Source organism: Streptomyces sp. NPDC020983, from assembly GCF_044333485.1.
Classification (GTDB): Bacteria; Actinomycetota; Actinomycetes; order Streptomycetales; family Streptomycetaceae; genus Actinacidiphila.
In genome coordinates this window covers 275,427-301,446 of sequence record NZ_JBIRRA010000006.1, presented here as the reverse complement: position 1 = coordinate 301,446, position 26,020 = coordinate 275,427, and the positions used below count along the sequence as shown (strand labels likewise).

The 26,020-nt window shown below is 72.5% G+C and carries 21 protein-coding genes; 17 read left to right on the top strand and 4 right to left on the bottom strand.

All coding sequences use genetic code 11. The annotated features are described in order from the left end of the window. Nucleotides 1-9 precede the first annotated feature (9 nt). The 10 genes from ACH4SE_RS15765 (at nucleotide 10) to ACH4SE_RS15720 (ending at nucleotide 13,217) form a co-directional block, all read left to right on the top strand. Nucleotides 10-894, top strand: coding sequence for a diiron oxygenase (locus tag ACH4SE_RS15765; RefSeq protein ID WP_398543939.1), 885 nt, complete (start codon nucleotides 10-12; stop codon nucleotides 892-894). Continuing rightward, on the top strand, nucleotides 891-1,133 hold the full coding sequence (locus tag ACH4SE_RS15760; RefSeq protein ID WP_398543938.1) for an acyl carrier protein: 243 nt from the start codon (nucleotides 891-893) through the stop codon (nucleotides 1,131-1,133). Before ACH4SE_RS15765 ends, ACH4SE_RS15760 begins: the two co-directional genes overlap by 4 nt. Continuing rightward, nucleotides 1,133-1,960, top strand: a complete 828-nt coding sequence (locus tag ACH4SE_RS15755) for a hypothetical protein (RefSeq protein WP_398543937.1) — start codon at nucleotides 1,133-1,135, stop codon at nucleotides 1,958-1,960. Before ACH4SE_RS15760 ends, ACH4SE_RS15755 begins: the two co-directional genes overlap by 1 nt. Further along, a complete protein-coding gene (locus ACH4SE_RS15750) occupies nucleotides 1,960-2,943 on the top strand; it encodes an NAD(P)H-dependent flavin oxidoreductase (RefSeq protein ID WP_398543936.1) in 984 nt (327 codons plus the stop codon). Before ACH4SE_RS15755 ends, ACH4SE_RS15750 begins: the two co-directional genes overlap by 1 nt. 4 nt (nucleotides 2,944-2,947) lie before the next feature. After that, the gene (locus ACH4SE_RS15745; protein ID WP_398543935.1) at nucleotides 2,948-3,814 is read left to right on the top strand and encodes an alpha/beta fold hydrolase; all 867 of its coding nucleotides are present in this window, start codon (nucleotides 2,948-2,950) and stop codon (nucleotides 3,812-3,814) included. Further along, nucleotides 3,807-4,061, top strand: a complete 255-nt coding sequence (locus tag ACH4SE_RS15740; RefSeq protein ID WP_398543934.1) for a hypothetical protein — start codon at nucleotides 3,807-3,809, stop codon at nucleotides 4,059-4,061. The genes ACH4SE_RS15745 and ACH4SE_RS15740 overlap by 8 nt, the downstream gene beginning before the upstream one ends. A 6-nt stretch (nucleotides 4,062-4,067) precedes the next feature. Further along, the gene (locus ACH4SE_RS15735; protein WP_398543933.1) at nucleotides 4,068-4,643 is read left to right on the top strand and encodes a 4'-phosphopantetheinyl transferase superfamily protein; all 576 of its coding nucleotides are present in this window, start codon (nucleotides 4,068-4,070) and stop codon (nucleotides 4,641-4,643) included. Nucleotides 4,644-4,774: 131 nt separating this feature from the next. Then, a complete protein-coding gene (pks2, locus tag ACH4SE_RS15730; RefSeq protein ID WP_398543932.1) occupies nucleotides 4,775-11,044 on the top strand; it encodes a sulfolipid-1 biosynthesis phthioceranic/hydroxyphthioceranic acid synthase in 6,270 nt (2,089 codons plus the stop codon). Next, nucleotides 11,041-12,150: an SDR family oxidoreductase gene (locus tag ACH4SE_RS15725; protein WP_398543931.1), complete on the top strand. Its 1,110-nt coding sequence runs from the start codon at nucleotides 11,041-11,043 to the stop codon at nucleotides 12,148-12,150. Before pks2 ends, ACH4SE_RS15725 begins: the two co-directional genes overlap by 4 nt. A gap of 137 nt (nucleotides 12,151-12,287) precedes the next feature. Continuing rightward, the gene (locus ACH4SE_RS15720; RefSeq protein ID WP_398543930.1) at nucleotides 12,288-13,217 is read left to right on the top strand and encodes an alpha/beta hydrolase; all 930 of its coding nucleotides are present in this window, start codon (nucleotides 12,288-12,290) and stop codon (nucleotides 13,215-13,217) included. A gap of 20 nt (nucleotides 13,218-13,237) precedes the next feature. Here ACH4SE_RS15720 and ACH4SE_RS15715 read toward each other — a convergent pair whose 3' ends face one another. Further along, nucleotides 13,238-13,885: a TetR/AcrR family transcriptional regulator C-terminal domain-containing protein gene (locus ACH4SE_RS15715; RefSeq protein ID WP_398543929.1), complete on the bottom strand. Its 648-nt coding sequence runs from the start codon at nucleotides 13,883-13,885 to the stop codon at nucleotides 13,238-13,240. A 187-nt stretch (nucleotides 13,886-14,072) separates the two neighbouring features. Between ACH4SE_RS15715 and ACH4SE_RS15710 the strand changes: the two genes are divergently transcribed. From ACH4SE_RS15710 to ACH4SE_RS15690, 5 genes are all read left to right on the top strand, one after another. Beyond that, on the top strand, nucleotides 14,073-15,476 hold the full coding sequence (locus ACH4SE_RS15710) for an MFS transporter (protein WP_398543928.1): 1,404 nt from the start codon (nucleotides 14,073-14,075) through the stop codon (nucleotides 15,474-15,476). Between the two features lie 703 nt (nucleotides 15,477-16,179). Then, nucleotides 16,180-16,785 (top strand): response regulator transcription factor, encoded by a 606-nt coding sequence (locus ACH4SE_RS15705; RefSeq protein WP_398543927.1) that lies wholly within the window; start codon nucleotides 16,180-16,182, stop codon nucleotides 16,783-16,785. A 44-nt stretch (nucleotides 16,786-16,829) separates the two neighbouring features. Continuing rightward, nucleotides 16,830-18,143, top strand: a complete 1,314-nt coding sequence (locus ACH4SE_RS15700) for a cation:proton antiporter (RefSeq protein WP_398543926.1) — start codon at nucleotides 16,830-16,832, stop codon at nucleotides 18,141-18,143. A 36-nt stretch (nucleotides 18,144-18,179) separates the two neighbouring features. Further along, on the top strand, nucleotides 18,180-20,951 hold the full coding sequence (locus ACH4SE_RS15695; protein WP_398543925.1) for an AAA family ATPase: 2,772 nt from the start codon (nucleotides 18,180-18,182) through the stop codon (nucleotides 20,949-20,951). 197 nt (nucleotides 20,952-21,148) lie between these two features. Beyond that, nucleotides 21,149-21,865, top strand: coding sequence for a DUF4232 domain-containing protein (locus tag ACH4SE_RS15690; protein ID WP_398543924.1), 717 nt, complete (start codon nucleotides 21,149-21,151; stop codon nucleotides 21,863-21,865). A 71-nt stretch (nucleotides 21,866-21,936) separates the two neighbouring features. Here the strand turns inward: ACH4SE_RS15690 and ACH4SE_RS15685 are convergent, their stop codons facing one another. Beyond that, complete coding sequence (locus ACH4SE_RS15685) at nucleotides 21,937-22,812, bottom strand: LysR family transcriptional regulator (RefSeq protein ID WP_398543923.1); 876 nt, start codon at nucleotides 22,810-22,812, stop codon at nucleotides 21,937-21,939. A 139-nt stretch (nucleotides 22,813-22,951) separates the two neighbouring features. Here ACH4SE_RS15685 and ACH4SE_RS15680 point away from each other — a divergent pair, with 139 nt between their 5' ends. Beyond that, nucleotides 22,952-23,323 carry a carboxymuconolactone decarboxylase family protein gene (locus tag ACH4SE_RS15680; protein WP_398544099.1) on the top strand — a complete coding sequence of 124 codons (372 nt, stop codon included), beginning with the start codon at nucleotides 22,952-22,954 and terminating at the stop codon, nucleotides 23,321-23,323. An 81-nt stretch (nucleotides 23,324-23,404) separates the two neighbouring features. Here the strand turns inward: ACH4SE_RS15680 and ACH4SE_RS15675 are convergent, their stop codons facing one another. Continuing rightward, a complete protein-coding gene (locus tag ACH4SE_RS15675) occupies nucleotides 23,405-23,623 on the bottom strand; it encodes a hypothetical protein (protein WP_398543922.1) in 219 nt (72 codons plus the stop codon). A 249-nt stretch (nucleotides 23,624-23,872) separates the two neighbouring features. Here ACH4SE_RS15675 and ACH4SE_RS15670 point away from each other — a divergent pair, with 249 nt between their 5' ends. After that, entirely contained in the window at nucleotides 23,873-25,435 is a 1,563-nt protein-coding gene (locus ACH4SE_RS15670; RefSeq protein ID WP_398543921.1) for a glycoside hydrolase family 43 protein, read from the top strand. 57 nt (nucleotides 25,436-25,492) lie between these two features. Here the strand turns inward: ACH4SE_RS15670 and ACH4SE_RS15665 are convergent, their stop codons facing one another. Beyond that, nucleotides 25,493-25,963 carry a cyclic nucleotide-binding domain-containing protein gene (locus ACH4SE_RS15665; RefSeq protein ID WP_398543920.1) on the bottom strand — a complete coding sequence of 157 codons (471 nt, stop codon included), beginning with the start codon at nucleotides 25,961-25,963 and terminating at the stop codon, nucleotides 25,493-25,495. Between the last annotated feature and the right edge of the window lie 57 nt (nucleotides 25,964-26,020).

The window sequence follows — 26,020 nt, the reverse complement described above, 5'->3', positions numbered from 1 at the left end:
ACTGAACCCATGGCTGTACGCGACATCGAGCCGGTCGAACTGGACCTGGACCGCCTGGAGCAACTGGCCTCGTCGGGCTACTACAACCCCTACACCTACTTCGACTGGCCGGACACCATCGAGCCGGACAAACCGTGGATGAGCGAGAGCCTGACCACGCTGGCCGGCACCGAGATGTGGGACGAGCTGACCCGCGAGCAGCAGGTCGCGCTGACCCGCTACGAGACGATCAACTTCTTCAGCCTCAACATCCACGGCATCCGCGAGCTGATGAGCGAAGTCGTCATGCGCATCCACGAGCGCACGTACGCGGGCGTCTCGGAGTTCATGCACCACTTCATCGGCGAAGAGAACGAGCACATGTGGTTCTTCGCCCAGTTCTGCCTGCGCTACGGAGGCAAGCTCTACCCGGCGCAGCCGAACCTGCAGGCCGACTCCGTCGAGCACCTGTCGCCGCTGGCCCGTGAGCTCATCGTCTTCGCGCGCGTGCTGATCTTCGAGGAGATCGTCGACTACTACAACGCGCACATGGCGACCGACGAGTCGCTGCCGTTCATCGCCCGCGAGATCAACCGGGTGCACCACCAGGACGAGAGCCGGCACGTCGCCTTCGGCCGGATGATCTTCGTCAACCTGCTGGAGCAGGTCAAGCAGCGCAACCCCGACGAGGTCCCGGTGATCGCCGAGTACCTGGAGAGCTACCTCCAGTACAGCATCGCCACCCTCTACAACCCGGCCGCCTACCGTGACGCGGGCATCCCGGACCCGCTGAAGCTGCGGCGGCGGGCGCTGGAGCACCCGGCCCGCAAGGCGGCGCACGAGCAGATCCTCAAGCGCACCCGGCGCTTCCTGGTCAAGGCCGGCGCGAGCGTGGGGGAGCCTGCCCAGTCATGAGCGAACCCATGGCGGCCGTCGAGGAGTTCATCCTCGGCCGCAACCCCAAGCTCGACACCCTGGCCGGCGACTTCGACCTCATCGACAGCCGGGCCATCAACTCGCTCGCCTTCGTCGAGTTCATCTTCCTGCTGGAGGAGCTGACCGGCGAGGCGATCGACCCCGAGGACATCGACCTCGACGACTTCCGGACCCTCGACGCGATCGAAGCGCGATTCTTCAAGCAGAAGGCGGCGTGATGACCACAGCGACCGACAACGGACTGGGCGTTCTCGACGGCGGCCAGCTGCGTCTGCTGCGCGCGATCGACGGGGTCTTCCTGCGCTTCGCCGAGAACTGGCAGGCCCCGGAGTTCCGCTTCCCGTTCCTCATCGGGACCGAGCACCTGGACCGCTTCGACTACTTCGACAACTTCCCGCAGCTGGGCCTGGCCGCCACCCGGCTCGACCCGCCGCGGCTGGCCAAGCTGCTCACCGACGCCGAGCGCCCGGTCGACCGGGTCCCGCCCGAGGTCATGGAGCCGACCGCCTTCGCGCTGCCGTCCGCGGCCTGCTACGCGATCTACGTCGACCTGGCCGGCCGGACGCTGCCCGCCGAGGGCCTCATGCGCACCACCGTGGCCACCTGCTTCCGCAACGAGGACCACTACGCGGGCCTCCAGCGGCTGCTGGGCTTCTCCATGCGCGAGATCGTCTTCATCGGCCCCGAGGACGGTGCGAAGGAGCACCTGGCGCGCGCCAAGGAGACCGTGCTCGCGCTGTGCGCGAAGCTCGGCCTCAAGGTCTCCGTCGAGATCGCGACCGACCCGTTCTTCGACAAGAACAGCAGCAAGGCCAAGATGCAGCGGCTCTTCCCCGTCAAGGAGGAGTTCGTCGTGGACGGCCTGTCGATCGGCTCGGTGAACTACCACCGCAACTTCTTCGGCGAGCGCTGCACCATCCAGGCCGGCGACGACACGGCGCACACCAGCTGCCTGGCCTTCGGCCTGGAGCGCTGGGTGCACACCCTGACGAAGGCGTTCGGCGACACCGCCGCCGCGCTCTCCGCGGTGGAGGCGCTGGCCTGATGCGCACCACGTTGGCAGAGGCGCTCGGGGTCCGGGTCGGCGTGCTCCAGTCCGGGATGGGCGGCGTCGCGGGCCCGGAGCTGGCCTGCGCGGTGTCGGAGGCGGGTGCGGCGGGCTGCCTGGGCGGCTACAAGCTGGCCGGCGACGCGCTGTCGGCCGCCCTCAAGCGGCTGGTGGCGGGCACCGAACGCCCTGTCGGCGTGAACCTCATCCCGGAGGTCGTCGGGCCCGAGGACCTCGACCTGCAGCTCGCCCAGGTGCTGAACGAGACCCCGCGGCACGTCTACGTGTCGCTGTTCGGCATGCCCGAGGACGCGGTCCTCGACCGCGTCACCGCCGCCGGCCGGGCGCTCGTCGTCCAGGTCGGCACGGTCGAGGACGGCGTGCGGGCGGCCGGGCACGGCGCGATCGTCGTCGTGCAGGGCACCGAGGCGGGCGGCCACCTGCTCGGCACGGCGCTGCGCGACGACCTGGTCGGCGAGCTGCGCGCGCTGCTGCCCGACGCCTGCCTGGTGTCGGCCGGCGGCATCGGGTCGGCGGACGAGGCGGCCCGCGCGGCGGAGGCCGGCGCGGACGGGGTGCTGCTCGGCACCGCCTTCGTGGTGGCCCGCGAGTCGATGGCCCACCCGGTCTTCAAGAACGCCGTCGTCGCCTCGCAGAAGGCCGACACGGTCATCTCCGACGTGTACGAGATCGGCTGGCCGGGCCGCCGTCACCGGGTCCTGGCGACCGATGTCACGCGGAATCCCGACCAGCCGAAGAAATTCATCGGCCGCACCGTGGTCGAGGGCAAGCCCTATGTCGTGCCGCGGTTCAGCGCCGCGGTTCCCACGACCGCCACGAGCGGCCGTATCGAGGAGATGGCGATGTACTGCGGGCTGTCCTGCGGTGCCATTTCCGGCGAACTCCCGGCGGCCGAGATCGTCGCCGGATTCGCCCGTATCTTCCCGGGCGCCGAGGCCCTCGAAGCAGGGAAAGGATAATCCGATGCCAGGTTACGAGAACCTGTCCCGTATGGACCTCACCTACCGTGAGGACACCCCGCGGATACCCACGCGTGAAGGGGTCGAGCTCTACTACGAGTCCCGCGGCGAGGGAATTCCCATCACGATGGTCAACCCGTTCTTCCTGACCAGCCCGTCCTGGCGGGTGTTCAGCGAGGAGCTGGAGAAGGACTACCGCCTCCTGAGCTACGACCTGGCCAACCACGGCGCCTCCTCGCACGGGGGCGCCGAGCCCACGTGGGAAGAGCACATGGAGGACCTGATCGCGCTGCTCGACGCGCTGGAGGTCGAGTCCACCTACCTCATCGGGGTCTCGACCTCGACCGTGCTGGCGCGCGAGCTGGCGATCAAGCACCCCGACCGCATCCGGGGCATCGTGCTGACCGGCCCCGTCTTCGGGCCCAAGGGCATGCGCCGCCAGCGGCAGGTGCAGCGGGCGTGGCTGCACACGCTGGAGACCCGCGGCGTGGCCGGGCTGTACGAGCACATGTACCCGGAGGTCTTCAGCGCCGAGATGAACGAGTTCCTCGGCTCCCCGGGCTACCTGGCCTTCCGCGAGGCCTTCTCGGCGCTGTCCACCGTCGAGGACCTGGTCAACGGGCTGTCGCAGGCCATGAAGGACGAGCACAAGCCGGAGATGCTGGCCGGCATCCAGGTGCCGGCGCTCGTCGTCGTCGGCGACGACGACTTCCTGATCGGCCCCACGGCCGCGCAGGAGCTGGCCGCCCAGTTCCCGAACGGCCGCGCCGAGATCATGCCGCGCTGCGGCCACGTGCCCTACGTGGACGACGCGGAGACCTTCCAGGCGCTGGTGGACGGGTTCATCAAGGAAGTGGAAGCACATGCCTGACCAGGCGGAGGAGGTGCGGCAGCGCATCCGGGGACTGCTCGTCGGGCTCTTCACCGACGCGGAGTTCCTCAGCGCCGTCCCCGACTCGGCGTCGCTGCGGCAGGCCGGGGTGTCCTCCAACGCCCTGGTCAGCCTGCTGGTGGCGATGGAGGACGACTTCGGCTTCGAGTGGGACGACGACGTGCAGCCCGAGGTTCTGCGGTCGATCGACTCGCTCGCGGGCCACGTGCTGGCCATCAGGGTCTGAGGGTGCGTGGAGCCCGTCGGTCTGCCGCTTCCCCCCGGGGTGGCGGCGCGGGTCCGGATCGCCTGGCGCCCGGTGCACCCGCCGTACGGCCCCGCGCAGGAGTCGGCGGCGGGCCGCCGGGCGGCGTCGGCGGCGCTGCTGGCGGCCGGCGCCGCCGTGTCGGCCGTGCCGCGCGAGGCGGACGGGCGGCCGCGCTTCCCGGCGGGCTACGCGGGCTCCATCTCGCACACCGCTCGGCTGGCCGTCGCGCTGGTCGTGCCCGGCGCCGCCGGTGCCGGGGTGGACATCGAGGACGCCGTCATCGGCCCGCGGGTCGCCCGCTTCGTGCTGCGGCCGGCGGAGCGCGGTGCGCTGCTCCCGCCCGCGGGGGATTTCACCCCGCGCGAGCTGTTCGCCGCCAAGGAGGCGGCATTCAAGGCCCTGTACGGTCCCCGGACCAGCGACCACATGGTGTTCTGGCGCGTCGAGCTAAATGCTTTTGGCAATTGCCTGGAAGCGTCCTACCGCGGTCTGCGGGTACCGGTCTGGATTCGCTCGGAAGCGGCGCTCACCTTGGCTGTCGCTATTCGAACACATAGCTGACCGCTGTTATTCACGACGTTTATCCCGCACTTTCACATGTGAATTCTGCATGTTTACCGGAATAGCCTGGAGCGGGTAACATGATCCTGCGGGGTCGCAAAACCCGGCCCTTTCCGTGAGGAGGAGTCGTCGTGTCGGATCCTAGGGACATCGCGGTTATCGGTATTGGATGCCGATTTCCGGGAGGAATTGATTCCCCGGAGGCTCTGTGGGATCTGATCGAGCGCGGTGGCGACGCGATCACAGAGATCCCCGCAGACCGGTGGAACGCCGAGGAGATCTACGACCCGGAGAAGGGGGTGCCCGGCCGGACCGTGTCCCGCTGGGGCGGCTTCCTCTCCGACATCGCGGGCTTCGACGCCAAGTACTTCAAGCTCAGCGAGCGTGAGGCGCTCTCGGTCGACCCACAGCACAGGCTCCTGCTGGAGACCTCCTACGAGGCGGTCGAGCACGCCGGCATGCGGCCGTCCGCACTCGCGGGCACCCGCACCGGCGTCTTCGTCGGCATGGCGCACTTCGACTACGCCATCGCCACCGCCGGGGCGCAGGAGCAGGAGAAGATCCACCCCTACGGCTTCACCGGCGGCGCCCCGAGCATGGGCTCGGGCCGGGTCTCGTTCTCGCTGGGCCTCACCGGCCCGTCCCTGACCATCGACACCGCCTGCTCCTCGGGCCTGGCGTCGGTGCACCTGGCCGTGCAGAGCATCCGCAGCGGCGAGAGCGACATGGCGCTGGCCGGCGGCTGCATGGTCATGATGATCCCGGACGCGACCATCTCGTCGTCCGGCCTCGGCATGCTCTCGCCCACCGGCCGCTGCCGGCCCTTCGACCAGGGCGCGGACGGCTTCGTACGCTCCGAGGGCTGCGGGGTGGTGCTGCTCAAGCGCGCGTCGGACGCGGTGGCGGACGGCGACCGCATCCTCGCCGTCATCAAGGGCGTCGCGTCCAACCAGGACGGCCGGACCGAGACCATCACGATGCCCTCGGAGTCCGCCCAGACCGCGGTGCACCGCGCCGCCCTGGCCGACTCGGGCGTCGACCCCGACACGATCGGGCTGGTGCAGGCGCACGGCACCGGCACCCCGGTCGGCGACCCGATCGAGTTCCGCGCGCTCGCCGAGGTCTACGGCCGCGACAGCGCCTGCGCGGTCACCTCGGTCAAGTCCAACATCGGCCACACGGAGTCGGCCGCCGGCACCGCCGGCCTCATCGCCGCCGTCCTGGCGCTCCAGCACGGCGCCGTCCCGCGCACCCTGCACCTCAACGAGCTCAACAAGGAGATCAGCGAGGTCAGCACGCAGCTGTTCGTGCCCGGCGAGATGCAGGCCTGGCCGGACGAGCGGCGGCCCCGGCGCGCGGCGGTCTCCGCCTTCGGCATGAGCGGCACCAACGTGCACGCCGTCCTCGAAGAGGCCCCCGCGCCCGTCGCACCGCCGGCCGCCGAGGACACCGGCGGCGCCGCCGACGAGCGGCTGCTCTTCCCCCTGTCGGCCACCTCCGAGGGGGAGCTCGCGCCGACCGCTACGCGCATTGCGGACTGGCTGGAGGCGCACCCCGAGGTCACGCCGACCGACCTCGGCCACACCCTCGCCCGCTGCCGCGAGCACCGCGACTTCCGCACCGCCGTCATCGCCCGCGGCAGGGACGAGCTGATCGCCGGGCTGCGCGGCGTCGGCGCCCAGGTCGCCGAGCGGCCCCCCACGGCGGTCGTCGGCGACGACACGCGCGGCCCCGTCTGGCTGTTCTCCGGCCAGGGCTCGCAGTGGGCGGGCATGGGCTCGCAGCTGCTGGAGACCGAGCCCGCCTTCGCCGCGAAGGTCGCCGAGATCGAGCCCCTCGTGCAGCGCGAGTCGGGCTTCTCGGTGACGGGCGCGATGACGCACCCCGAGACCGTCACCGGCATCGACCGGGTGCAGCCGACGCTCTTCGCCATGCAGGTCGGCCTCGCCGCCGCCTGGCGGGCGGCCGGCGTCGAGCCCGGCGCGGTCATCGGGCACTCGCTCGGCGAGGTCGCGGCCGCCGTCGTGGCCGGCTCGCTGACCCTCGACGACGGCGTCAAGGTCATCTGCCGCCGCTCCCGGCTGTGCGCCCGCCTGGCCGGCTCGGGCGCGATGGCCTCGATCGAGCTTCCCGCGGCGCGTATCGAGCAGGAGCTGGCCGAGCTGGACGACGTCGTCGTGTCGGTCATCGCCTCCCCGGAGTCCACGGTCATCGGGGGCGCCACCAAGAAGGTCCGCGACCTCGTCGCCGAGTGGGAGCGGCGCGGCGTGCTGGCCCGCGAGGTCGCCGTGGACGTCGCCTCGCACTCCCCGCAGGTCGACCCGATCCTCGACGAGCTGGCGCAGGTGCTCGCCGACCTGCGGCCGCTCGCCGGCACGGTGCCGTTCTACGGGACGGCCCTCGGCGACCCGCACGACCGGCCGTCGTTCGACGCCGCCTACTGGGTGGACAACCTCCGCCAGCCGGTCCGCTTCAGCACCGGCGTGATGGCCGCGCTGGACGACGGCCACCGCGTCTTCCTGGAGCTGTCCCCGCACCCGCTGCTGACCCGCGCCGTCGACCAGTGCGCCCGCTCCGCGAGCCTGCCCGCCACCGCGGTGGCGAGCATGCGCCGCGGCCAGGACATCCCGTACGGCCTGCTGGGCACCCTCGTCGAGGTGTACGCGGCGGGCGGCGGTGTCGACTTCTCCGCCCTCCACCCCGGCGGCAGCCTGGTCGACGCGCCGCTGCCGACCTGGACCCGGCAGCACCTGCTGGTCAAGACGGGCCAGTCGCGGCCCGCCCACACGGTGAGGATCCACCCGCTGCTGGGCGTCCACGTCCGCCTGGACGAGGACGAGGAACGGCACGCCTGGCAGTCGGACGTCGGCACCGGGGTGCTGCCCTGGCTCGCCGACCACCGGGTGCGCGACGTCGCGGCCTACCCCGGGGCGGCGCACTGCGAGTCCGCGCTGAACGCCGCCGCCGAGGTCTTCGGGCCCGGCGCCGAGGTGCACGGCCTGAAGTTCGAACGCATGCTGCTGCTCAGCGGCACCACGCAGCTGTCCACCTCGGCCGCGTCCGAGGCCCCGGGGCAGTTCCGGTGGGAGGCGGCCACCTCCGAGAACGGCGAGCGCTCCCGGCTCGCGTCCGCCACCCTGAGCCCCGCGCCGGCGGACCGGATCGAGCCCGTGCCGCTGGACATCGACCTGCTCCTCGACGAGCACACCGCGGAGCTGTCCGGCGACGAGCTGCGCGGCACCCTGGCCGAGCGCGGCATCCAGTACGGTCCCGCCTTCCAGGGCGCGCTGACGGCCCGCCAGGGCATCGACGAGGACGGCTTCCAGACGGTCCTGGCCGAGGTGAACCTCCCCTCGCCGCTGCGCAGCGGCAACGACGGCTTCCTCGTCCACCCCGCGCTGCTGGACGCCTGCTTCCAGACCGTCGCCGCCCTGCCCGCGGTCTCCGGCGACGGCGAGGGCGGCCTGCTGCTCCCGCTCGAGGTGCAGCGGCTGCGGCTGTGGTCGACGGCCGCGGCCAAGTTCTGCCACGTGCGGCTGCGCTCCGGCGACGGCAACCGGGTGATCGTCGACCTCCAGCTCACCGACACCTACGGTGCGGTGCTGCTGAGCGTCGACGGGCTGGTCATGGGCACCCGGGCCGGCGACGAGGACAACGCCGACCAGCTCCTGGCCGACCGGCTGCTGACCGTCGAGTGGCAGCAGCAGGAGGCCCCGCAGCCGGTGGGCGCGCCCACCGCCGAACCGTGGCTCATCCTGGCCTCGCCCGGGTCCGTGCCCGCTCCCGAGGAGCTGGCCGAGGCCCTCGGCGAGCAGGGCGGCCGGTGCGAGATCAGGACCTGGCCGGTGCCCGGCGAGAAGGTGCCGGTCGCCGACGCCCCCTGGCACGGCGTCGTCATGCTGTGCCCGCAGCCCGCCGGTGAGGAGGGCCCGGAATCTCTCGCCCGCGGTCTGGACCTGGTCGAGTCGGTCGTCGGCGTCGCCCAGGAGCTCGCGGCCGCCGACGGCACCCCGCCCCGGCTGTACGCGATCACCCAGAGCGCGCAGCACGTCGTGCCCGGCGACGAGGTCAACCTGGAGCACGCCGGCGTCCGCGGGCTGCTGCGGGTGATCGGCGCCGAGTTCCCCGACCTGAGGGTCACCCAGATCGACATCCACGCCGACCCGGAGGACGGCCCGGCCGCGAAGAACCTCGCGGCGGAGCTGACCTCCGACACCGCGGACGACGAGACCGCCTGGCGCGCCGACCGCTGGTTCACCGCCCGGCTGCGGCACACGCCGCTCGCCCCCGCAGAACGCCACCCGGCCACGGCGGGCGGCGGGGAGGCCCACGGCGTGCGGATGGAGATCCGCCAGCCCGGCGACCTCGACACCCTGGAGCTCACCGTCGTCCCGCGCCGCGCGCCGGGCGAGGGGCAGATCGAGATCGGCATCGGCGCCGCGAGCATCAACTTCCACGACGTCCTGTTCGCGCACGGCAACTACCACGCCTTCGAGGGCGTGAAGCCCGCGCTCGGCGTGGACTGCGCGGGCACCGTCGTCCGGGTCGGCGCGGGCGTCACCGACTTCGCGGTCGGGGACCGGGTCATGACCAGCGCGGCCACCGAGGGCGCCTGGGGTACCCACGCCACCCTCGACGCGGCACTCGCCGCCCCGGTGCCCGCGAGCCTGAGCCTGGAGGAGGCCGCGGCCGTCCCGGCGGTCTACGCGACCGTCTGGTACGGCCTGCGGGACCAGGCGCGGCTGCGCGAGGGCGAGCGCATCCTCATCCACTCGGCGACCGGCGGCACGGGCCAGGCGGCGATCGCGGTCGCCCGGCTCGCCGGCGCGGAGATCTACGCGACGGCCGGCAGCGAGTCGCGCCGCACGTGGCTGCGCGACCAGGGCATCGAGCACGTCTACGACTCCCGCAGCCTGGAATTCGCCGACCGCATCCGCGAGGACACCGGCGGCGCGGGCGTGGACGTCGTCCTCAACTCCCTGACCGGCGCCGCCCAGCGCGTCAGCCTCGACCTGCTGGCCTTCGGCGGCCGCTTCGTCGAGATCGGCAAGCGGGACATCTACCGCGACGCCAAGCTGGGCCTGGCGCCCTTCCGCCGCAACCTCGCCTTCTACAGCGTCGACCTGGAACTCATGGCGGTCGCCGACCCGGGCCGCCTGGGCCGCCTGCTGCGCGAGGTGTCCGAGCACCTGGCGGACGGCCGGCTCGCCGCGCCCACGACGGCCTCCTTCCCGCTGTCCGAGGCCGCGACGGCGATCCGCCGGATGGCCTCCGCCCAGCACCTGGGCAAGCTCGTGCTCACCACCGACGTGGCACCGGACACCCCGGCCGTGCTCGCCCCCGAGCACGTCCCGGTCTTCCGCCGCGACGGCGCGTACATCATCACCGGCGGCCTCGGCGGCCTCGGCCTGCGGCTGGCCCGGCACCTCGCGGCCGCCGGCTGCGGGCGGATCGTGCTCAACTCCCGCTCCGCGCCCGGCGAGGACGCGGAACGCGAGATCCGGGCGATGCGCGACGCGGGCGCCGAGGTGCACGTGGAGCGCGGTGACATCGCGTCCCCCGACACCGCGCAGCGGCTGGCGGCGGCGGCCCGCGCCACCGGGCTGGAACTGCGCGGCGTGCTGCACGCCGCGGCCGTGGTCGAGGACGCGACGATCCCGAGCATCACCCGCGAACTCCTCGACCGGGACTGGGCGCCCAAGACGTACGGCGCCTGGTACCTGCACGAGGCGACCGCCGCGGACGACCTCGACTGGTTCTGCACCTTCTCCTCGGCCGCCGCGCTGCTCGGCTCACCCGGCCAGGGCGCGTACGCGGCGGCCAACAGCTGGCTGGACGGCTTCACGGCCTGGCGGCGGAGCAAGGGCCTGCCGATGACCACGGTCGCGTGGGGCGCCTGGGGCGAGATCGGCCGCGGCGCCGTGCTCGCCGAGGCGGGCGACACCACCATGATCACCCCCGCCGAGGGCGTCCACGCCTTCGACGCCCTGCTGCGCCACACCCGCCCCTACACCGGCTACCTGCCGCTGGCCCGGGCGCCGTGGCTCACCTCGCTCGCGGCCCGCAGCGTCTTCGCCGAGTCCTTCCGCGACGACCGCGGCGACCACGCGGCGTCCTCCGAGGTGCGCCAGGAGTTCGACGCGCTGGCCGCGGAGGAGCGGATCGGCTGGCTGCGCCGCTTCGTCGCCGGGGAGGCCGCAGCGATCGTGCGCGGCGCCGTCGACCCGAGCCGGCCCTTCAACGACTACGGCCTGGACTCGCTCGGCAACCTGGAACTGCGCACCCGGATCGAGACCAACCTCGGCATACGCATCGCCCCCAAGGCGGTGGCCGAGAACCACTCGGCCCAGGCGCTGGCCCAGCACCTGGCCGACCTCATCGGCAGCCAGGGGACGATATGAAGGCGATCATCCTGACCGGTGCCACCGGGTCGCTCGGCGGCCACCTGGCGGCGGCCCTGCTCGAACAGCCCCACCCCGTCGTCTACTGCCTCGTGCGGGCCTCCGACGCGGCGGTGGCGGACCGGCGGCTGCGCGCGCGGATGGCCGAGATCGGCACCGACGACCCCTCCCGGCTCGTCGCGGTGCCGGCCAACCTGGAGTCGCCCCGGCTCGGCATGCTGCCGCAGGTCTGGAACGACATGACCGAGCAGGTCGGCCAGATCTTCCACTGCGCCGCGTCCGTCCACCTCACGGCCCCCTACCAGCAGCTGGCGCCCGCCAACGTCGGCGGCACCCGGGAGCTGGTGGGACTGGCCACCGCGATCGCCGAGCGGTCCGGCAGCGAGGTCGGCTTCCACTACGTCTCGACGCTCGCGGTCTTCCTCGACGCGATCAGGGCGGGGATCGCGGTGGCCGACGAGTTCACGCCGCCGACCATGCAGACCGCGGGGGAGCTGGGCTACCCGCGCTCCAAGGTCGCCGCGGAGCGCGCGGTGGCCCGGGCCGCCGACAGCGGCGTGGTCGGCACCGTCTACCGCCCGGGGCTCGTCACCGGCGACTCGGTGACCGGCGACACCTCGGCGTCCGACCTGCTCATGCCCGTGCTGCGGGCGGTCGTGGCGATCGGCTACGCGCCGGACCGGGCCGAGGCGGTGCCCGGCGAGGCGGTCGACCTCGTCGCCCGGCACATCGTCCGGCTCTCCCCGGGCGGCACCGGCGGCAGCGCGTACCACATGATCAAGCCGGAACTCGTCTCGCTCATGGGCGCCTTCGACGCGCTGCGGCGGGCCGGCTACCGGCTGGAGGAGGTCGCGCCCGACAAGTGGTGGGAGCTGGCCCAGCAGCGCCGGGACGACCGCGAGGTGGCCCCGCTGATGCACATGGGCCAGATCGGCCGCCGGATGCTGGGACTCGAACCCGACTACCCGATGCCGCCGGTCCGCAGCGACCACACCTACGCGACGCTGCGGCGCTCGTGGCCGGAGCCGGCGCCGCTGGACGACGCCTTCTTCGACCGGCTGGTCGCCCGCGGCTTCCGCCGCTTCGCCCCCGCGCCGCAGGGCTGAGGGGCGCACCGAACGCCGGTGCGCGGGCCCGTGCCCGTGCCCGCGGACCGGCCCGCCGGCCCCGGTCCGTCCCCCGTGGACCGGGGCCGGCTCATCTGTCCGCGCGGCGAGCGCGCAGCCCACCGAGGAGAGTTCCGATGCCACTGGACCGCCTGCTCCGGCACCTGATCGCCTGGCAGAGCCTCGACGGGCCCCCGGTCCCGGACCGCGACCTGACCGTCGCCGAGGCCCGTGAGCGGTACCTGGCGAACGCCGTCCGCACCCGCCGGGAGCAGGACGCCGGCCAGGACGTCACCGCGGAGGCCGGGCAGGCGGACGGCCCGGACGGGACGGCGGTCCCGCTGCGGGTCTACACCCCGCGGTCCGGCGGCGCGCGGCGGGTGCTCACGTACCTGCACGGCGGCGGCTGGGTCCTGGGCGACCTGGACAGCCACGACGAGGTCTGCCGGGTCCTCGCGGCGTCGCTGGACGCCGTCGTGGTTGCGGCCGACTACCGGCTCGCGCCGGAATTCCCCTTCCCCGCCCAGCTGCACGACGCCGTCGCCGCCGTCCGCTGGACGGCCGGCGCCTTCCCCGGGCGGGCACACGTCCTCGCGGGCGACAGCGCGGGCGCGAGCCTGGCGCTCGGCACCGCCCTCCGGGAGCGCGACCTGCCCTACGCGGCCCTCCTGCTCGTCTACCCGCCGGTGGACCCCAGCCTGACCTACGCCTCGGCCAGCGAGTGCGCCAAGGGCTACCTGCTCGGCGTCGACGACATGGCGTGGAACTACGACCAGTACGTCCCCGACCCGCGGCTGCGCGCCGACCCCGCCGTCGACCTGCTGGAGGCCGACCTGCGGGGGCTGCCGCCGGTGCTCGTCGCCACCGCCGAGTACGACCCGCTGCGCGACGAGGCCGTGGAGCTCGTCGCGCGGATGAGCGCCGCCGGGGTGGACGTGGCCCACCTGCCGGGGGAGGGGCTCGTGCACGGGTACTTCCTGATGCAGGCCACCGTGCCCGCGGCCGCCGCGCGCGCCCGGCAGGTCATCGGTGAGCTGGACGCGCTGCTGTCGGCCGCGGAGAAGTGAGCGGGCCGCCCTGCGGCCGGTCAGGAGACGGCGCGTTCCTGCCCGGCGCGCTCCGCCTCCTGGATGCGGCGCAGCCCCTCGACGAAGACGTTCAGCCCGTAGGCGAACCGCTCGGCCGGGTCGGTGCCGGACAGCGAGTCGAGCGCCGCGGCGTACTGCGGCGACACCTGGACGTCGAGCCGGCCGGTGCGCTCCCGCCAGTCGTGGTCGGGCGGCAGCCCCAGCTGCGCCTGCTCCTCTATGGCGTGGCCCAGGACGTAGTAGAACAGCGCGAAACTCACCCAGCCCGCCTGGGCGGGCGGCAGGCCGGCGCGGCAGAGCACCTGGACGGCCTTGTCCGTGCCGATGACCGTGTTCGCGCCGGGCGAGAAGGTGCCGGCCATCACCCGGGCACCGTCGCGGCGGCTGAGCAGCGCGGTGCGCAACCGATTGCCCAGGATGCGCACCTGCTCGAACCACTCGGCCTCCGGCAGCGGGTCCCCGATGCCCTCGACGATCTTGTCGGCCATCGCGTCGAGCAGCGCCTCCTTGTTGGGAAAGTGCCGGTAGAGGGCGCCACCCTGCACGTTCAGCGCTGCACCGAGCTTGCGCATGGTGAGCTGGTCAAGGCCCTCGGAGTCGATGAAGCGCAGGGCCTCGTCGACCACGTCGGCTTTGCGCAGTGGCATCAAAACTCCCTCTGATTGACATCCTCAGGCCGGTATCGTAGCGTGAACAGCGTTCACGTAAACGCTGTTCACGTGAACGTTCGTTCGCTCGTGGTTGCGTTGAGGAGACCTCATGCCCGAGACCCGAGTAACACCCACGCCACCCGCGGTTCTCAGGCCCAATTTTCCGCTCGGTGTTGTCGTGGCCATGTCTTGTCTGGCCCTGTTCATGGTGGTCCTCGACTCGACCATCGTCACCGTCGCGCTGCCCGACATGAAGTCCGGACTGGACCTCTCGAACAGCCAGCAGCAGTGGATCGTCAGCGGTTATCTGATCACCCTGGGCGGCTTCCTGCTCCTCGCCGCGCGGGCCGGGGACCTCTACGGGCACAAGCGGGTGTTCCTGTTCGGCGCGGTGGTCTTCACCGTCGCCAGCCTGGTCGGCGGCCTCGCCGGCGACGGCGGCGTGCTGATCGCCGCCCGCATCGCCCAGGGCACCGGAGCCGCGGCGCTCACCCCCGCGAGCCTGAGCCTGATCACCGCCAGCCACACCGACGAGCACGAGCGCGAGAAGGCGCTGGCCCTGTGGAGCATGATGGGCGGCGTCGCCGGCCTGTTCGGCGTGGTCCTCGGCGGCGTGCTCACCGCGGAGATCAGCTGGCGCTGGGTGCTGTTCGTCAACATCCCGCCCGGCGTCGCGCTGACGGTCGCCGGCGTGATGTTCCTGCTGCCCGCCGCCGGCTCCGGCGAGACCCGGCTCGACCTGCCGGGCGCGCTGTGCGTCACGGTCGGCATCGGGTCGCTCTCCTACGGGCTCTCCGAGGCCTCCAGCAAGGGCTGGGGCTCGGTGGAGGTGGTGGCGCCGCTCGTCGCCGCAGCGGTCCTCGTGGCGGCCTTCCTGGCCGTCGAGGCCAGGAGCGAACGCCCGCTCATCCCGCGGGAACTCGTCCGCCTGCGGACGCTGCGGATCGCGAACGTGCTCATGTTCACGGTGGGCGTGACACTGACCGCGCTGATGTTCTTCCTGTCGCTCTACCTCCAGCAGGTCATCGGCTACAGCGCGCTGAAGACGGGTATGGCGATGCTGCCGATCACCGTCGTCTTCATCATCGGCGGCCTGGTCTCCCGGCAGTTCACCCCCGTGCTGGGCGCGCGCACGATGCTGCTGGCCGGCGGCGCGCTGGCGACCGCGGGCACCGTGTGGCTCGCCACCATCCCGACGCACGCCGCCTACGTCTCGCACGTACTCGGGCCCAACCTGGTCGGCGGATTCGGCATCAGCATCATGCTGCTGGCGGTGACCGTCAGCGGCACGAGCGGCGTCGCCCCGCACAACGCCGGCGCCGCCTCCGGGCTGCTGAACACCTCGCGCCAGATCGGCGGCGCGCTCGGCCTCGCCATCCTCGTGACGATCGCCTCCAACGTCACCTCGCACGCGGGCGGCAGCCACGCCCACGCGCTCGTCCAGGGCTATCGCGTCGCATTTCTCGTGATCGCCGGGTGCATGTTCGTCTCCGCTCTCGCCGCCCTCGCTCTGCCGGCGGCCGCGCCGGCCGAAAAGAAGGACGCCGAGGAGCCGCTCGGCGGTAAGCCGGTGACCACCCGCTCGTAACCCGCGGGGGAAGGCAAACAGGATTCTGCCCGAGAAGCGGGCCGGGACACGGAAACGTGTCCCGGCCCGCTCTTTTGTGTGTCCACCGCGGGCGCGGGGCGCTACGATGCGCGGACTCGCCGCCCCGCGGCCCGCCGGCCCCGTGTTGTCAGTCTCTGCCAAGCGGCGCTAAAATCCGCAGAAGCAATTCTTGTCGCATTTACGGTAACGGCCAATACCGGAATTTCGGTTAATGCCCGAACCTGCACCCGGGGCATGTCTGTCACATGTCCGCGGCACGTTGCGGGATTGTTCAACGGTGGACCGAACCTTTGGCCGAAACCTGTTGACTTCAGTCATCCGGACTGACTATCTTCCATGAATGTCACACGTCGCTCAAAACGGGGGAGCACGGTGCGTTTCTTGATCACCCACGACATCTGTCGTACGGTACGGTTCTGCCGCCGAGAGGCCGGAGCGATCCTTTTCGGACGCGCCGGCCGTACCGGCGGGACCGACCTTCGGCGGGTACCCCGCTTCGAGCCCGGTGTCACGGGTGCCGGAGCCTTCGGGGCCGCCGGTGCGGGTGCTCTCGGCTCACGGCTCGCCCGGATCAGCACGAGGTCGAACGGGTCGCTCCAGGACTGAAGTCCTACTGACCCGTCATTCAGCTGGACCTATTCGCGGCCACCCGGCGAGTCGTTTCTCATTCCAGGGAGCATCGATGCGCATCAGAGTGATGTTATCAGATGATTTGCTGCTGTCCCGGAGTGCGCTCGGCGCATTACTGGAAAAGCGTACCGACATTTCTGTCGCGGGGTCCGTGGGCGGCGACTCGGAAGCCGTTGAATTCGCCGAGACGCATCGCCCGGACATCGCCATCATAGGTTTTGACGGTGCCGACGGCAGCGTGATAAGGGTCGCCGAGAAAATAGGGTCGCTGCCGGAATGCCGAACCCTGCTGCTGGCTGAGAGCTTCACCCGGTCCGTCGTCCGCCAGGCCTTCTCCGGCGGGGTCGACGGAATGCTCCAGCGGCGGGTTCCGCCCAGCTGGTTCTTCGAAGCCCTCCACCGGATCCACCAGGGCGAACGCGTCTTTGACGCCGACTTGACGGTCGCGGCACTGGCCAACGAGGGATGCCCCCTCACCTCACGCCAGCTTTCCGTGCTGGAACGCCTCTCCCAGGGCGACACGACCGTGGAAATAGCCTCCCGGCTTCATCTCTCCGAGGGCACCGTGCGCAATTACCTCTCGTCACTCGTGACGAAACTCGACGCACGCAACCGCATTGACGCCCTGCGAATCGCCAAGGACGCGCGCTGGATCTGAAAGTCCCCGCTTCCCCATGTCGTTCCGCCGATCAAGGGATGGTAATGAACTCGGACGCGCTGACTGCCGATGTCATCGGCGACATCGCCCTCGTCCTCGGGACGTCCAGCCTGCTCGGCGCCCTCGCGCGCAGGATCGGACAGCCCACCGTCGTCGGCCAGATCACCGCCGGTGTCATCCTCGGACCGAGCGTCCTGGGCCGGCTCCCCGGCAACCTGACGGAACGTCTCTTCACCCACGACGCCGTACCCTTCATCTCCCTCATCGCCCAGATCGCCGTCGTGATCTTCATGTTCGGCGTCGGCTACGAGATCGACCTGCGGTCCGTACGGCGGCACCGAAGACCCGTGACCCTCATCGCCGTCGGGGCGATCGCGGTGCCGCTGGCGATCGGCACCACCGTCGCCCTGACCATGGACCACCTCGGCACGATGCACGGCGCGCACACCGAAGGCCGCTCCTTCGTCCTCTTCTTCGGCGTGGCGACCTCGATCACCGCACTCCCGGTGCTCGCGGCGATCGTCCGGGAGCGCGGCATCGCCGGCACCCCCGTGGGTGACATCGCGACCTCCGCGGCGGGCTTCATGGACGTCGTCGCCTGGCTGGTTCTCGCAGCCGCCGTCGTCGGCACCGACGCGGCCGGCGACCGGTCCTTACCCCGGACCATCCTGCTGCTCGCCGGCTTCGTCGCGGTGGCGGTGGTGGTGGTCCGACCCCTGCTCAACCGGACACTCCTGCGCCCCGGTTCGGTGCTGTCCGACAAGGCCGCGATCGCCCTCGTCCTGGCGGCGGCCGGCGCCTGGGCCACCGCCTCCCTCGGGCTGCACCCCATCTTCGGGGCCTTCGTCGCCGGGATGATCATGCCGAAACCGCACGGAGCCCCGGACAAGGGCCTGCTGCGCGCGATGGAGCAGACCGGCGGGCTGCTGCTGCCGCTCTTCTTCGTCGTCACCGGACTGACGATGAACATCGGTTCGCTGGGCGGCGCGGGCTTCGCGGTGCTCGGCGTGGTGCTGGTGTGCGGGATCGTCGGCAAGGTCGGCGCCGGCTACACGATGGCGCGGCTCGGCGGCCTCGGCACCCGGCAGTCGGCCATGATCGGCGCGCTCGTCAACACCCGCGGCCTGACCGAGCTCATCGCCCTCAACGTGGGCCTGAACGCCGGCATCATCGACGCCCGGCTGTTCACCGTCCTCGTCCTCATGGCCCTGATCACGACCTTCATGACCGCGCCGCTGATCACCGTGATCGAGCGGCGGTACCCGGTCGCGGTACACCTGGCCGACCCGCTCGCGGCATCGTCCCCGGAGAGCGGAAGTGCCTCCGAGAGCCCGTACTCGACCGTTCGTCCGCGCTGAACCGGCGCAGCCCTGAATACGAGATGGTGAGTTGTCATGGAGAAACTGGTCGAACGGGACGAGGAAGAAAAGGTCCTCGCCCAGATCTACAGCGAATGTTCCGCGGGCCGATGTCAGATGGTCGCCATCGGCGGCCCGCTCGCACAGGGCAAGACCGCGCTGCTGGACTCCTTCGCGCGTGACGCCGACACCGCCGGCGCCACCGTCCTGAAGGCCACGGCGTCCAGCTTCGAGCGCTACCAGCCGCTCGGCGTCATCGACCAGCTCCTGCGCGGCTACCGGCCGCACCTGAGCGGTGCCGACCTGGAGGTGCGCGCCCTGGTGGAGAGCGTCGGCCAGGCCGGGGCGCACCGCCACCGGGAGCTGTCCGCGCCGATCCTCAGCCTGCTGCACGGCGCCTTCCAGTACCTGACCGACAGCTCGCCGCTCGTGGTGTGCATCGACGACGCGCACTTCATGGACGTCGAGTCGCTCCAGTACCTGCTGGCGCTCATGCGCCGGATGGGCGGCGCGCCGCTGACCGTCGTCCTCGCCTACTGCCCCGGCATGGGCCGCGACACCGTCCAGCGCATCCTCCAGGCCGAGGTGCTGCGGATGCCCAACTGCACCCAGCTGGACCTGGAGCCGCTGTCGGTCACCGGCGCCGCGACCGTGCTGGAGGAGTACTGCGACCTGGAGACGGCCAACCGCCTCGCCGCCGACACCGCGGCGCTGTGCGGCGGCCGCCCGCTGCTGGTGCACGCGCTGGCCGAGGACTGCACCGCCCGCACCGCCGATCCCGACAGCCCGCCGCCGTCCGCCGCCGGCAGCGCCTTCGGGCGCGCCGTGCTGAGCTGCCTGTACCGGGCCGAGCCCGTCGTGCTGCGGATCGCCCAGGCCATCGCCGCGCTCGGGGAGTTCCGCTCGGCGTCGGCCGTCGCCCGGCTGTGCGGCATGGACCCCGGCTCCGTCGAGTGCGTCGTCGCCTCGCCGGGCGTCGGCGGCCTGCTGGAGCACGAACTGCTCGGCCTGCCCTGCGTCCGCGAGGTCGTGCTCGGCAGCCTGCCGGCCAAGGAGCGGCACGAGCTGCGCGGCCGCGCCGCCCGGCTGCTCTACCAGGAGGGCGCCCCCGCCCTCGTGACCGCCGAGCACCTGATGCGCATCGACGACGCCGTCCCGTGGGCACGCCAGGTGCTGTGCGACGCCGCCGAGCAGGCCCTCGCGGCCGGCGACCACGAGCAGGCCGTCGGCTACCTGGAACGCGCCCACCGGGAGTGCGTCGACGGCCGGGAGCGCGTCGAGACCGCCGCCCGGCTCACCGACCTGCTGTGGCACTACGACCCCGCGGCCGTCAAGAGCTACCTGCCCGAACTGGTCGCCGCCGCCGAGGAGGGCGAGCTGTCCGTACGGCAGGCCGTGCCCGTCGTCCGCAGCCTGCTGTGGAACGGTCAGGTCGAGCAGGCTACGCGCGTCATGGCCCGCTTCGGCGACGGCACCTGCCCGCTGACCGGCAAGGACGCGCTGCCGTACGCCGAGCTGATACGCCGCTGGCTGCCGCTCACCTACCCCGGTATCGCGCGCACCGCGGCCGGCGCCGACAGGGCGCGGCCCGCCGCCCGCCCCGGCACCGCCGAGCACCGGGCCGCCGCCGCGTTCGGCGCGGTCCTGCGCAGCGCCGGGGAGGAGGGGGCCGTACCGGCCGCCGAACTGGTGCTCCGCGAGGCCCTGGCCGGAGCCGTCAACCCGGCGTCGTCGCTGGCGTCCCTCATGGTCCTCATCTACTCCGACAACCTCGACAAGGCCTCGGTGTGGTGCGACGCGCTGCGCGCCTCGCTGCGCGGGACGTACGGGCTGGTGTGGAACGCGCTGTTCACCTGCGCGCGCGCCGAGATCCACTACCGCCTCGGCGACCTCGCCAACGCCAACCGGCAGGCGCGGGCGGCGCTCACGCTCATGCCGCGGGAGAGCTGGGGGGCGGCCATCGTCATCCCGCTGTCCCAGCTCATCCTGAGCACCACGGCCATGGGCAACCTCGCGGAGGCCGAGAGCTACCTCGACATCGCCGTCCCCAGCGCCGCCTTCGGCACCCTCGGCGGGGTGGTCTACCTCGACGCCCGCGGCAACTTCCACCTCGCCCGCGGCCGCTACGACGCCGCCCTCCAGGACTTCCTGGCCGCCGGCCACCTGATGAAGCTCTGGGAGGCCGACTGCCCGTCGGCGGTGCCCTGGCGCACCAACGCCGCCCGCGCGTACCTCCACATGGGCCGCGTCGCCCAGGCCAGGGAACTGCTCACCGAGCGCATGTCGCTCTTCCCGCTGGGCCACGCGCGGGCCCGCAGCCTCACCTACCGCACCGTGGCGGCCACCCTGCGGCCCGACGAGCGCCCCCCGGTGCTGCTGAAGGCGGCCAACATCCTCGACCGCTGCGGCGACTCGCTCAACCTCGCCTACACCCTCGCGGACCTGGGACGCGCCTACGAGTCGCTGGGCCAGTCGGTGCAGGCCTGCCGGCACACCCTCAAGGCGCGCACCCTCGCGGAGCGGTGCTCGGCGGCCCCGCTGCCGGACCCTCCGGCCACGGCGGCGGCGGTCCGGGAGAAGGCGGAGACCCGCCCCGCGGGCGAGCCCGGCCCGGCGGCCCGGCGGCTCAGCTCGGCGGAGTGGCGCGTGGCCTCCCTCGCGGCGCGGGGCTCCACGAACGAGCAGATCGCCCGCAAGCTCTTCATCACCGTCAGCACGGTCGAGCAGCACCTCACCCGCGCCTACCGCAAGCTCGGTATCCGCCGCCGCACCCAGCTGCCCACCTCCCTCTCCCAGCTCGTCCCCTGACCCGCCGGCCCCGCCGCGCGCGGGGCCGGCTCAGGGCTGCGCGCTCAGCGCCCCGCACCCGGGCGGAGCTCGTGACAAGATCCAGACCTCACGTGCAGCCGGTCGTGACGCACCCCGCGATAGACATGTTCCGACCACAGGAATGAGCGTGTCGGGCACACACCGCACACGCGTCGCACCGTTCACGGGGGAGCACCATGACCAAGCACGCCCGCACGACCGCCTTCGCCGTCCTCGGCCTCGCCGTCGCCCTCTCGCTCACCGCCTGCGGCAGCGACGGTTCGGGCAAGGACACCTCCGCCAAGGACACCTCCGCCAAGGCAAGCCCCTCCGCGTCGTCTTCCTCGCCCTCCTCGCCCTCCTCCCGGCCTTCGCCCTCCTCGGACAGCGGTTCGTCCACGGACGGCGGCTCCGCGGGCAAGAAGAGCGCGGGGGCCGCGAACGCCGCAGCGGACTCCGGCGGCACGAAGGCGGGTGCCGGTGACGGCGGTGCCGGCCAGGACGGGGGGAACCTCCCGTTCTGCACGACGAAGAACCTGGCCGTCACGGCCGAGAACGTCTCGCCCGACGCGAGCACCGGCACGATCGACATCACCATGACCAACCGGGGCAGCGCCGCCTGCTCCGTGACGGGCTTCGCGGGAATCGGCATCACGGACGAGGACACCACCACGAATCCCGTCGAACGCGGCAGGGCCGAGCCGCGGATCACCGACCTCCGGGCCGGCGGGGCCGCCGTCTTCAACATCTCGTACGAGATCGACAACAGCGGAAAGAGCCTCACACGCCCGACCGCGATCCAGGTGACGCCCCCGAACCAGACCAGCTACGTGACGGTGAAGTGGCCCGCGGGCGCCGGCGACATCAAGGGCTCCTACACCGACGTCCAGGTCTACCCCACGCACAACAAGTAGGCGGGCCGCCTCCGCCGGCCGTCCGGCCGTCCGGGCCGGAGAGGCGCCGTGGCGGCCCCCGCCCGGGCGGCTCACATGTCGGCGAGCACGGAGCGGAACCGCTCGACCAGCGGGTTCCGGTCGCCGGTCCGCCACACCAGGTGCAGGGTGGTCGTCGTCCCGGCCAGCGGGCGGGCGGTGACACCGACCCGGCGCAGCACGCGGTGGGAGTCGGTCATGACGGCCGCGCCGAAGCCGGCTGCGACCAGGGCCAGTACCGTCTGCACGCTGTGTCCCTCCGCGCCGATCCGGGGGGTGACATCCGCCTGGCGGCAGAGCGCGAGGATCTCGTCGTAGGACCGGGGGGAGGTCTCCCGGGGCCACAGCACCAGCGGGATCCGGCCGAGGACGTCGAGCGGGGCGGGACCGGCACCGTGGGCGACGGGGTGGCCGCTCGGCGCGAAAAGGGTCATCGGCTCGTGCCACCAGGCCTGGGTGGTGAGCCCCGGGTCGCGCTGGGGGAGGCGCTGGACGGCGATGTCGAAGCGGCCGTCGAGGACGCCCGCCGACATCTCGGAGTCGCTGAAGCTCTCCTCCAGGCGGAGTTCGACACGCGGCAGTTCGCGGCGCAGCCGCCCGAGCATGCCGCCGAGCGGGCCGTTGATGCCCGATCCGGCGAAGGTGACGGTGAGCCGGCCGCTGCGGCCCTCGGCCGCCAGCCGGACGTCCTCCAGCGCGGCCTCGGCCTCGGCCAGCACGTGTGCGGCCCGCCGGGCCAGTGCCACACCGGCCGCGGTGGGGACCAGGCCCCGGCCCTCGCGGGTGAACAACTCGGTGCCCAGGCGCCGCTCGAGTTCCCTGAGCTGGCGGCTCAGTGTCGGCTGCGTCAGCGCCAGCCGGCGGGCCGCCCCGCTGATGCTGCCCTCCTCGGCGATCGCGACCACGTAGCCGAGCACGCGTAGCTCCATCCATACCTCCCAGGCATGGGAAGCATACCCATTGATGCGCGAAAGGCAGGGCGGCGCCCGTCGGGGGCGATGCTTGAGCCGTCGGAAAGCAGAGCCACCCGGAGGAAAAGTGAACCGCGAAGAGCGTTACGCGTACGGCATGAAGGTCCTGGAGCAGGTCGACGGCGAGGCCGGGCAGCGGGTCGTCGACTCGCTCGCGGACACCTCGCCCGAGCTGGGCCACCAGGTGGTCGCCTGGGCCTTCGGGGAGATGTACGCGCGACCCGAACTGCCGCCCCGCGACCGGCAGCTCGTCACGCTGGGCGTGCTCGCGGCGCTCGGCGGCTGCGAGATCGAGCTGGAGGTGCACATCAACGCGGCCCTCAACGTCGGCCTGACCCCGGTCGAGATCTCCGAGGCCCTGCTGCACACGGCCGTCTACGCCGGGATGCCGCGTTCGGTCAACGCCACCCTGGTCGCCAAGAAGGTCTTCGGCGCGCGCGGGCTGCTGCCCCTCACGAACGCGGCCTGACCGCACCGGGGCAGCGCCGTGGGGCGGGAGGCCGTGGGGCGGTCCTCCGCACGGGCGGCGGTCCCCCGGCCCGGCCGGTCCTCATCGCGCCGGGACGTCCGGCCCGGCGCGGCGGGCACGGTGCTTCCTCCACCGGTGCTTCACCAGCGCCCCCAGTCCTACGGCGGCCGCCAGGGCGAGTCCGCCGAGCCAGGACTGGCCCCACGGGTGGCCGCCGCCGGTGCGACCGCCGAAGTGCCAGACCAGCACGCCGATCGCGTACGTGCCGATCGCGGCTCCCGCCCACCGGATCCGTCTCATGCCCCACCGGATACCCGTGGTCCCGCGCGCGACGCACCCTGCGCAGCGGTCCGGTCACCGTTCCGGGCTTCCGGTGCCCGGGGGATGGGGCGAGGATGCAGCGTGTGGACTTACGGCGGCTGCGGCCGGCGGCAGGCCACGCACTGATCGACGACCCGCCGACCGCGACGGGGACCCGGACGCGCGACGGCCGCGCACCCGGGTCCCGCCGGGGTGCACGGCGGCCGAACCGAGGAAGACCGGCGCCCCATGCACATGTACGACAACCCAGTGATCAGCGGCTTCTATCCCGATCCGAGCGTGTGCCGGGTCGGCAGCGACTACTACGCGGTGAGTTCGAGCTTCGAGTACTTCCCCGGAGTGCCCCTCTTCCACAGCCGCGACCTGGTGCACTGGCGGCAGATCGGCAACGTCCTGGACCGCCCCGGGCAGCTGGGCCTGACCGAGGACCTGCCGTCCTCCCGCGGCATCTACGCGCCGACGATCCGGCACCACGACGGCCTGTTCTACGTGATCACCTCACGGGTGGGCGCCGGCGGAGTGCCCGCCGGGCATCTGGTCGTCACCAGCGAGCGGCCCGAGGGGCCGTGGTCCGATCCCGTCCATGTCGATCTGCCGGGTGTGGACCCGGACCTGGCCTGGGACGACGACGGCACCTGCTGGTGCAGCTGCTCCGGCGTCCGTACGGCGCGCATCGACCCGTCGACGGGGGCCGTGCTGGAGGGCCCGTGGCCGACGTGGTCCGGATCCGGCGGGCAGTACCCGGAGGCGCCGCACCTCCACCGCATCGACGGCTGGTGGTACCTGCTCGTCTCGGAGGGCGGCACGGGTGACGGGCACGCCGTGTCCATCGCGCGCGGCCGCTCCCCCCGCGGGCCGTTCGAACCGTGCCCGTCCAACCCCTTCCTCAGCCACCGCAGTACCGACCTGCCGATCCAGAGCACCGGCCACGCCGATCTCGTCCAGGCCGCGGACGGCACGTGGTGGCTGCTCCTGCTGGGCACCCGGCCCCGCGGAGCCTTCCCCCGATTCCACGTCATGGGGCGGGAGATGTTCCTCGCGCCGGTGCGGTGGGAGGACGGCTGGCCCGTCGTGGACCAGGTCCGGCCCCAGCACCCGGCCCCCTCGGCCTGGCACCCGTGGGCGCCCGAACCCACCCGGGACGACTTCGACGCCGCCACGCTCTCACCGGTCTGGATATCCCCCCGCAGCCGGCCGGACACGTCCTGGTCGCTCGACGACAGGCGCGGGTGGCTGACGCTCTGGGCGGCCGGCCCGAGCCTCGACCGCCCCGGCTGCACCTTCGTCGGGCGCCGCCAGCAGCACCTGGACTGCCGGGTCTCCGCCCGTGTCGATCCGGGGACGGGCCGCGGCGGGCTGTGCGTGCGCATGGACGAGGCACACCACTACGAGATCGAGGTCGGCGGCGGGGAAGCGAGCGTGGTCGCCCGGATCGGCCCGCTGCGGCAGACCGTGGCCCGGTGCGCGGTCCCGTCGGGACCGCTGACCCTGGTCATCGAGACCCGGACGACGGACGTGCTGCCCCCCGCCGTCACCTCCGCCGCCGAACTGGAGCTGGGCCCGCCCGGCGCGGAGGCCGCCGGGCCGGACACACTTGCCTTCTCGGTCGTCGGCACCGAGGAGACGCTGCTGGCCGAACTCGACGGGCGCTACCTCTCGACCCAGCTCAGCACCGGCTTCACCGGCCGGGTGATCGGGATGTACGCCACCGAGGGCAGCGTCGCCTTCGACTGGTTCGACCACGCGCCCGCGACACCCGCCGGTGCGGACGCCGGAACGGACGGTTCCTGACAGACCGCGGGCGGGGACGGGGCACGAGGGGGCGGCCGGTGCCTGCCGCCGGCCGCCTCAGCGGCGCAGGCCGCCGCCGTACGGGCCGTAGAGGTCGAGCAGCCTGGTGCGCGCGTCCTCCAGCCGGTGGCCGATGACCTCGGCGCAGGCGAGGAGGAAGGGGTAGCCGAACTCGGGGTGGTCCTCGCACAGCTGCCGTACGGCGGCCGCGTCGAACTCGAAGGCGCGCACGCCGGTCAGCGCGCGTGCCGACATGTGCCAGTGGCGCGGGGGGAACAGCCAGGACCACCCCAGCAGGGAGCCCTGCCCCAGCTTCTCGACGGCGGCGGCCGGGCAGCCGGGAACGTGCATCTCCAGGGCGACCTCCCCGTCGCGGAGGATCCAGAACCGGTCGGCCCTGCCCTTCTCCTCGAAGATCCGCCGGCCGGCGGGGAAGTCGACCTCCCGCGCGAGGGCCATCAGCCGGTCGAGGTGCTCGTCGGGAAGGGCGGCCAACCGCCCGGTCATCGTCATCTGCTGGGTCGTCATGGTCTGCTCCTCCACCTGGGCGGCGGCCGTCGGACCGGTCACCGGCTCCGGCCGTCA

What these genes read in the sequence shown, in the direction of transcription:
- ACH4SE_RS15690 (WP_398543924.1), top strand. Translation starts at nt 21,149, where the DNA reads ATGACCAAGCACGCCCGCACGACCGCCTTCGCCGTCCTCGGCCTCGCC.
- ACH4SE_RS15715 (WP_398543929.1), bottom strand. Translation starts at nt 13,885, where the DNA reads ATGCCACTGCGCAAAGCCGACGTGGTCGACGAGGCCCTGCGCTTCATC.
- ACH4SE_RS15665 (WP_398543920.1), bottom strand. Translation starts at nt 25,963, where the DNA reads ATGACGACCCAGCAGATGACGATGACCGGGCGGTTGGCCGCCCTTCCC.
- ACH4SE_RS15675 (WP_398543922.1), bottom strand. Translation starts at nt 23,623, where the DNA reads ATGAGACGGATCCGGTGGGCGGGAGCCGCGATCGGCACGTACGCGATC.
- ACH4SE_RS15670 (WP_398543921.1), top strand. Translation starts at nt 23,873, where the DNA reads ATGCACATGTACGACAACCCAGTGATCAGCGGCTTCTATCCCGATCCG.
- ACH4SE_RS15760 (WP_398543938.1), top strand. Translation starts at nt 891, where the DNA reads ATGAGCGAACCCATGGCGGCCGTCGAGGAGTTCATCCTCGGCCGCAAC.
- ACH4SE_RS15685 (WP_398543923.1), bottom strand. Translation starts at nt 22,812, where the DNA reads ATGGAGCTACGCGTGCTCGGCTACGTGGTCGCGATCGCCGAGGAGGGC.
- ACH4SE_RS15705 (WP_398543927.1), top strand. Translation starts at nt 16,180, where the DNA reads ATGCGCATCAGAGTGATGTTATCAGATGATTTGCTGCTGTCCCGGAGT.
- ACH4SE_RS15755 (WP_398543937.1), top strand. Translation starts at nt 1,133, where the DNA reads ATGACCACAGCGACCGACAACGGACTGGGCGTTCTCGACGGCGGCCAG.
- ACH4SE_RS15750 (WP_398543936.1), top strand. Translation starts at nt 1,960, where the DNA reads ATGCGCACCACGTTGGCAGAGGCGCTCGGGGTCCGGGTCGGCGTGCTC.
- ACH4SE_RS15700 (WP_398543926.1), top strand. Translation starts at nt 16,830, where the DNA reads ATGAACTCGGACGCGCTGACTGCCGATGTCATCGGCGACATCGCCCTC.
- ACH4SE_RS15680 (WP_398544099.1), top strand. Translation starts at nt 22,952, where the DNA reads ATGAAGGTCCTGGAGCAGGTCGACGGCGAGGCCGGGCAGCGGGTCGTC.
- ACH4SE_RS15765 (WP_398543939.1), top strand. Translation starts at nt 10, where the DNA reads ATGGCTGTACGCGACATCGAGCCGGTCGAACTGGACCTGGACCGCCTG.
- ACH4SE_RS15745 (WP_398543935.1), top strand. Translation starts at nt 2,948, where the DNA reads ATGCCAGGTTACGAGAACCTGTCCCGTATGGACCTCACCTACCGTGAG.
- ACH4SE_RS15720 (WP_398543930.1), top strand. Translation starts at nt 12,288, where the DNA reads ATGCCACTGGACCGCCTGCTCCGGCACCTGATCGCCTGGCAGAGCCTC.
- ACH4SE_RS15710 (WP_398543928.1), top strand. Translation starts at nt 14,073, where the DNA reads ATGTCTTGTCTGGCCCTGTTCATGGTGGTCCTCGACTCGACCATCGTC.
- ACH4SE_RS15725 (WP_398543931.1), top strand. Translation starts at nt 11,041, where the DNA reads ATGAAGGCGATCATCCTGACCGGTGCCACCGGGTCGCTCGGCGGCCAC.
- ACH4SE_RS15695 (WP_398543925.1), top strand. Translation starts at nt 18,180, where the DNA reads ATGGAGAAACTGGTCGAACGGGACGAGGAAGAAAAGGTCCTCGCCCAG.
- ACH4SE_RS15740 (WP_398543934.1), top strand. Translation starts at nt 3,807, where the DNA reads ATGCCTGACCAGGCGGAGGAGGTGCGGCAGCGCATCCGGGGACTGCTC.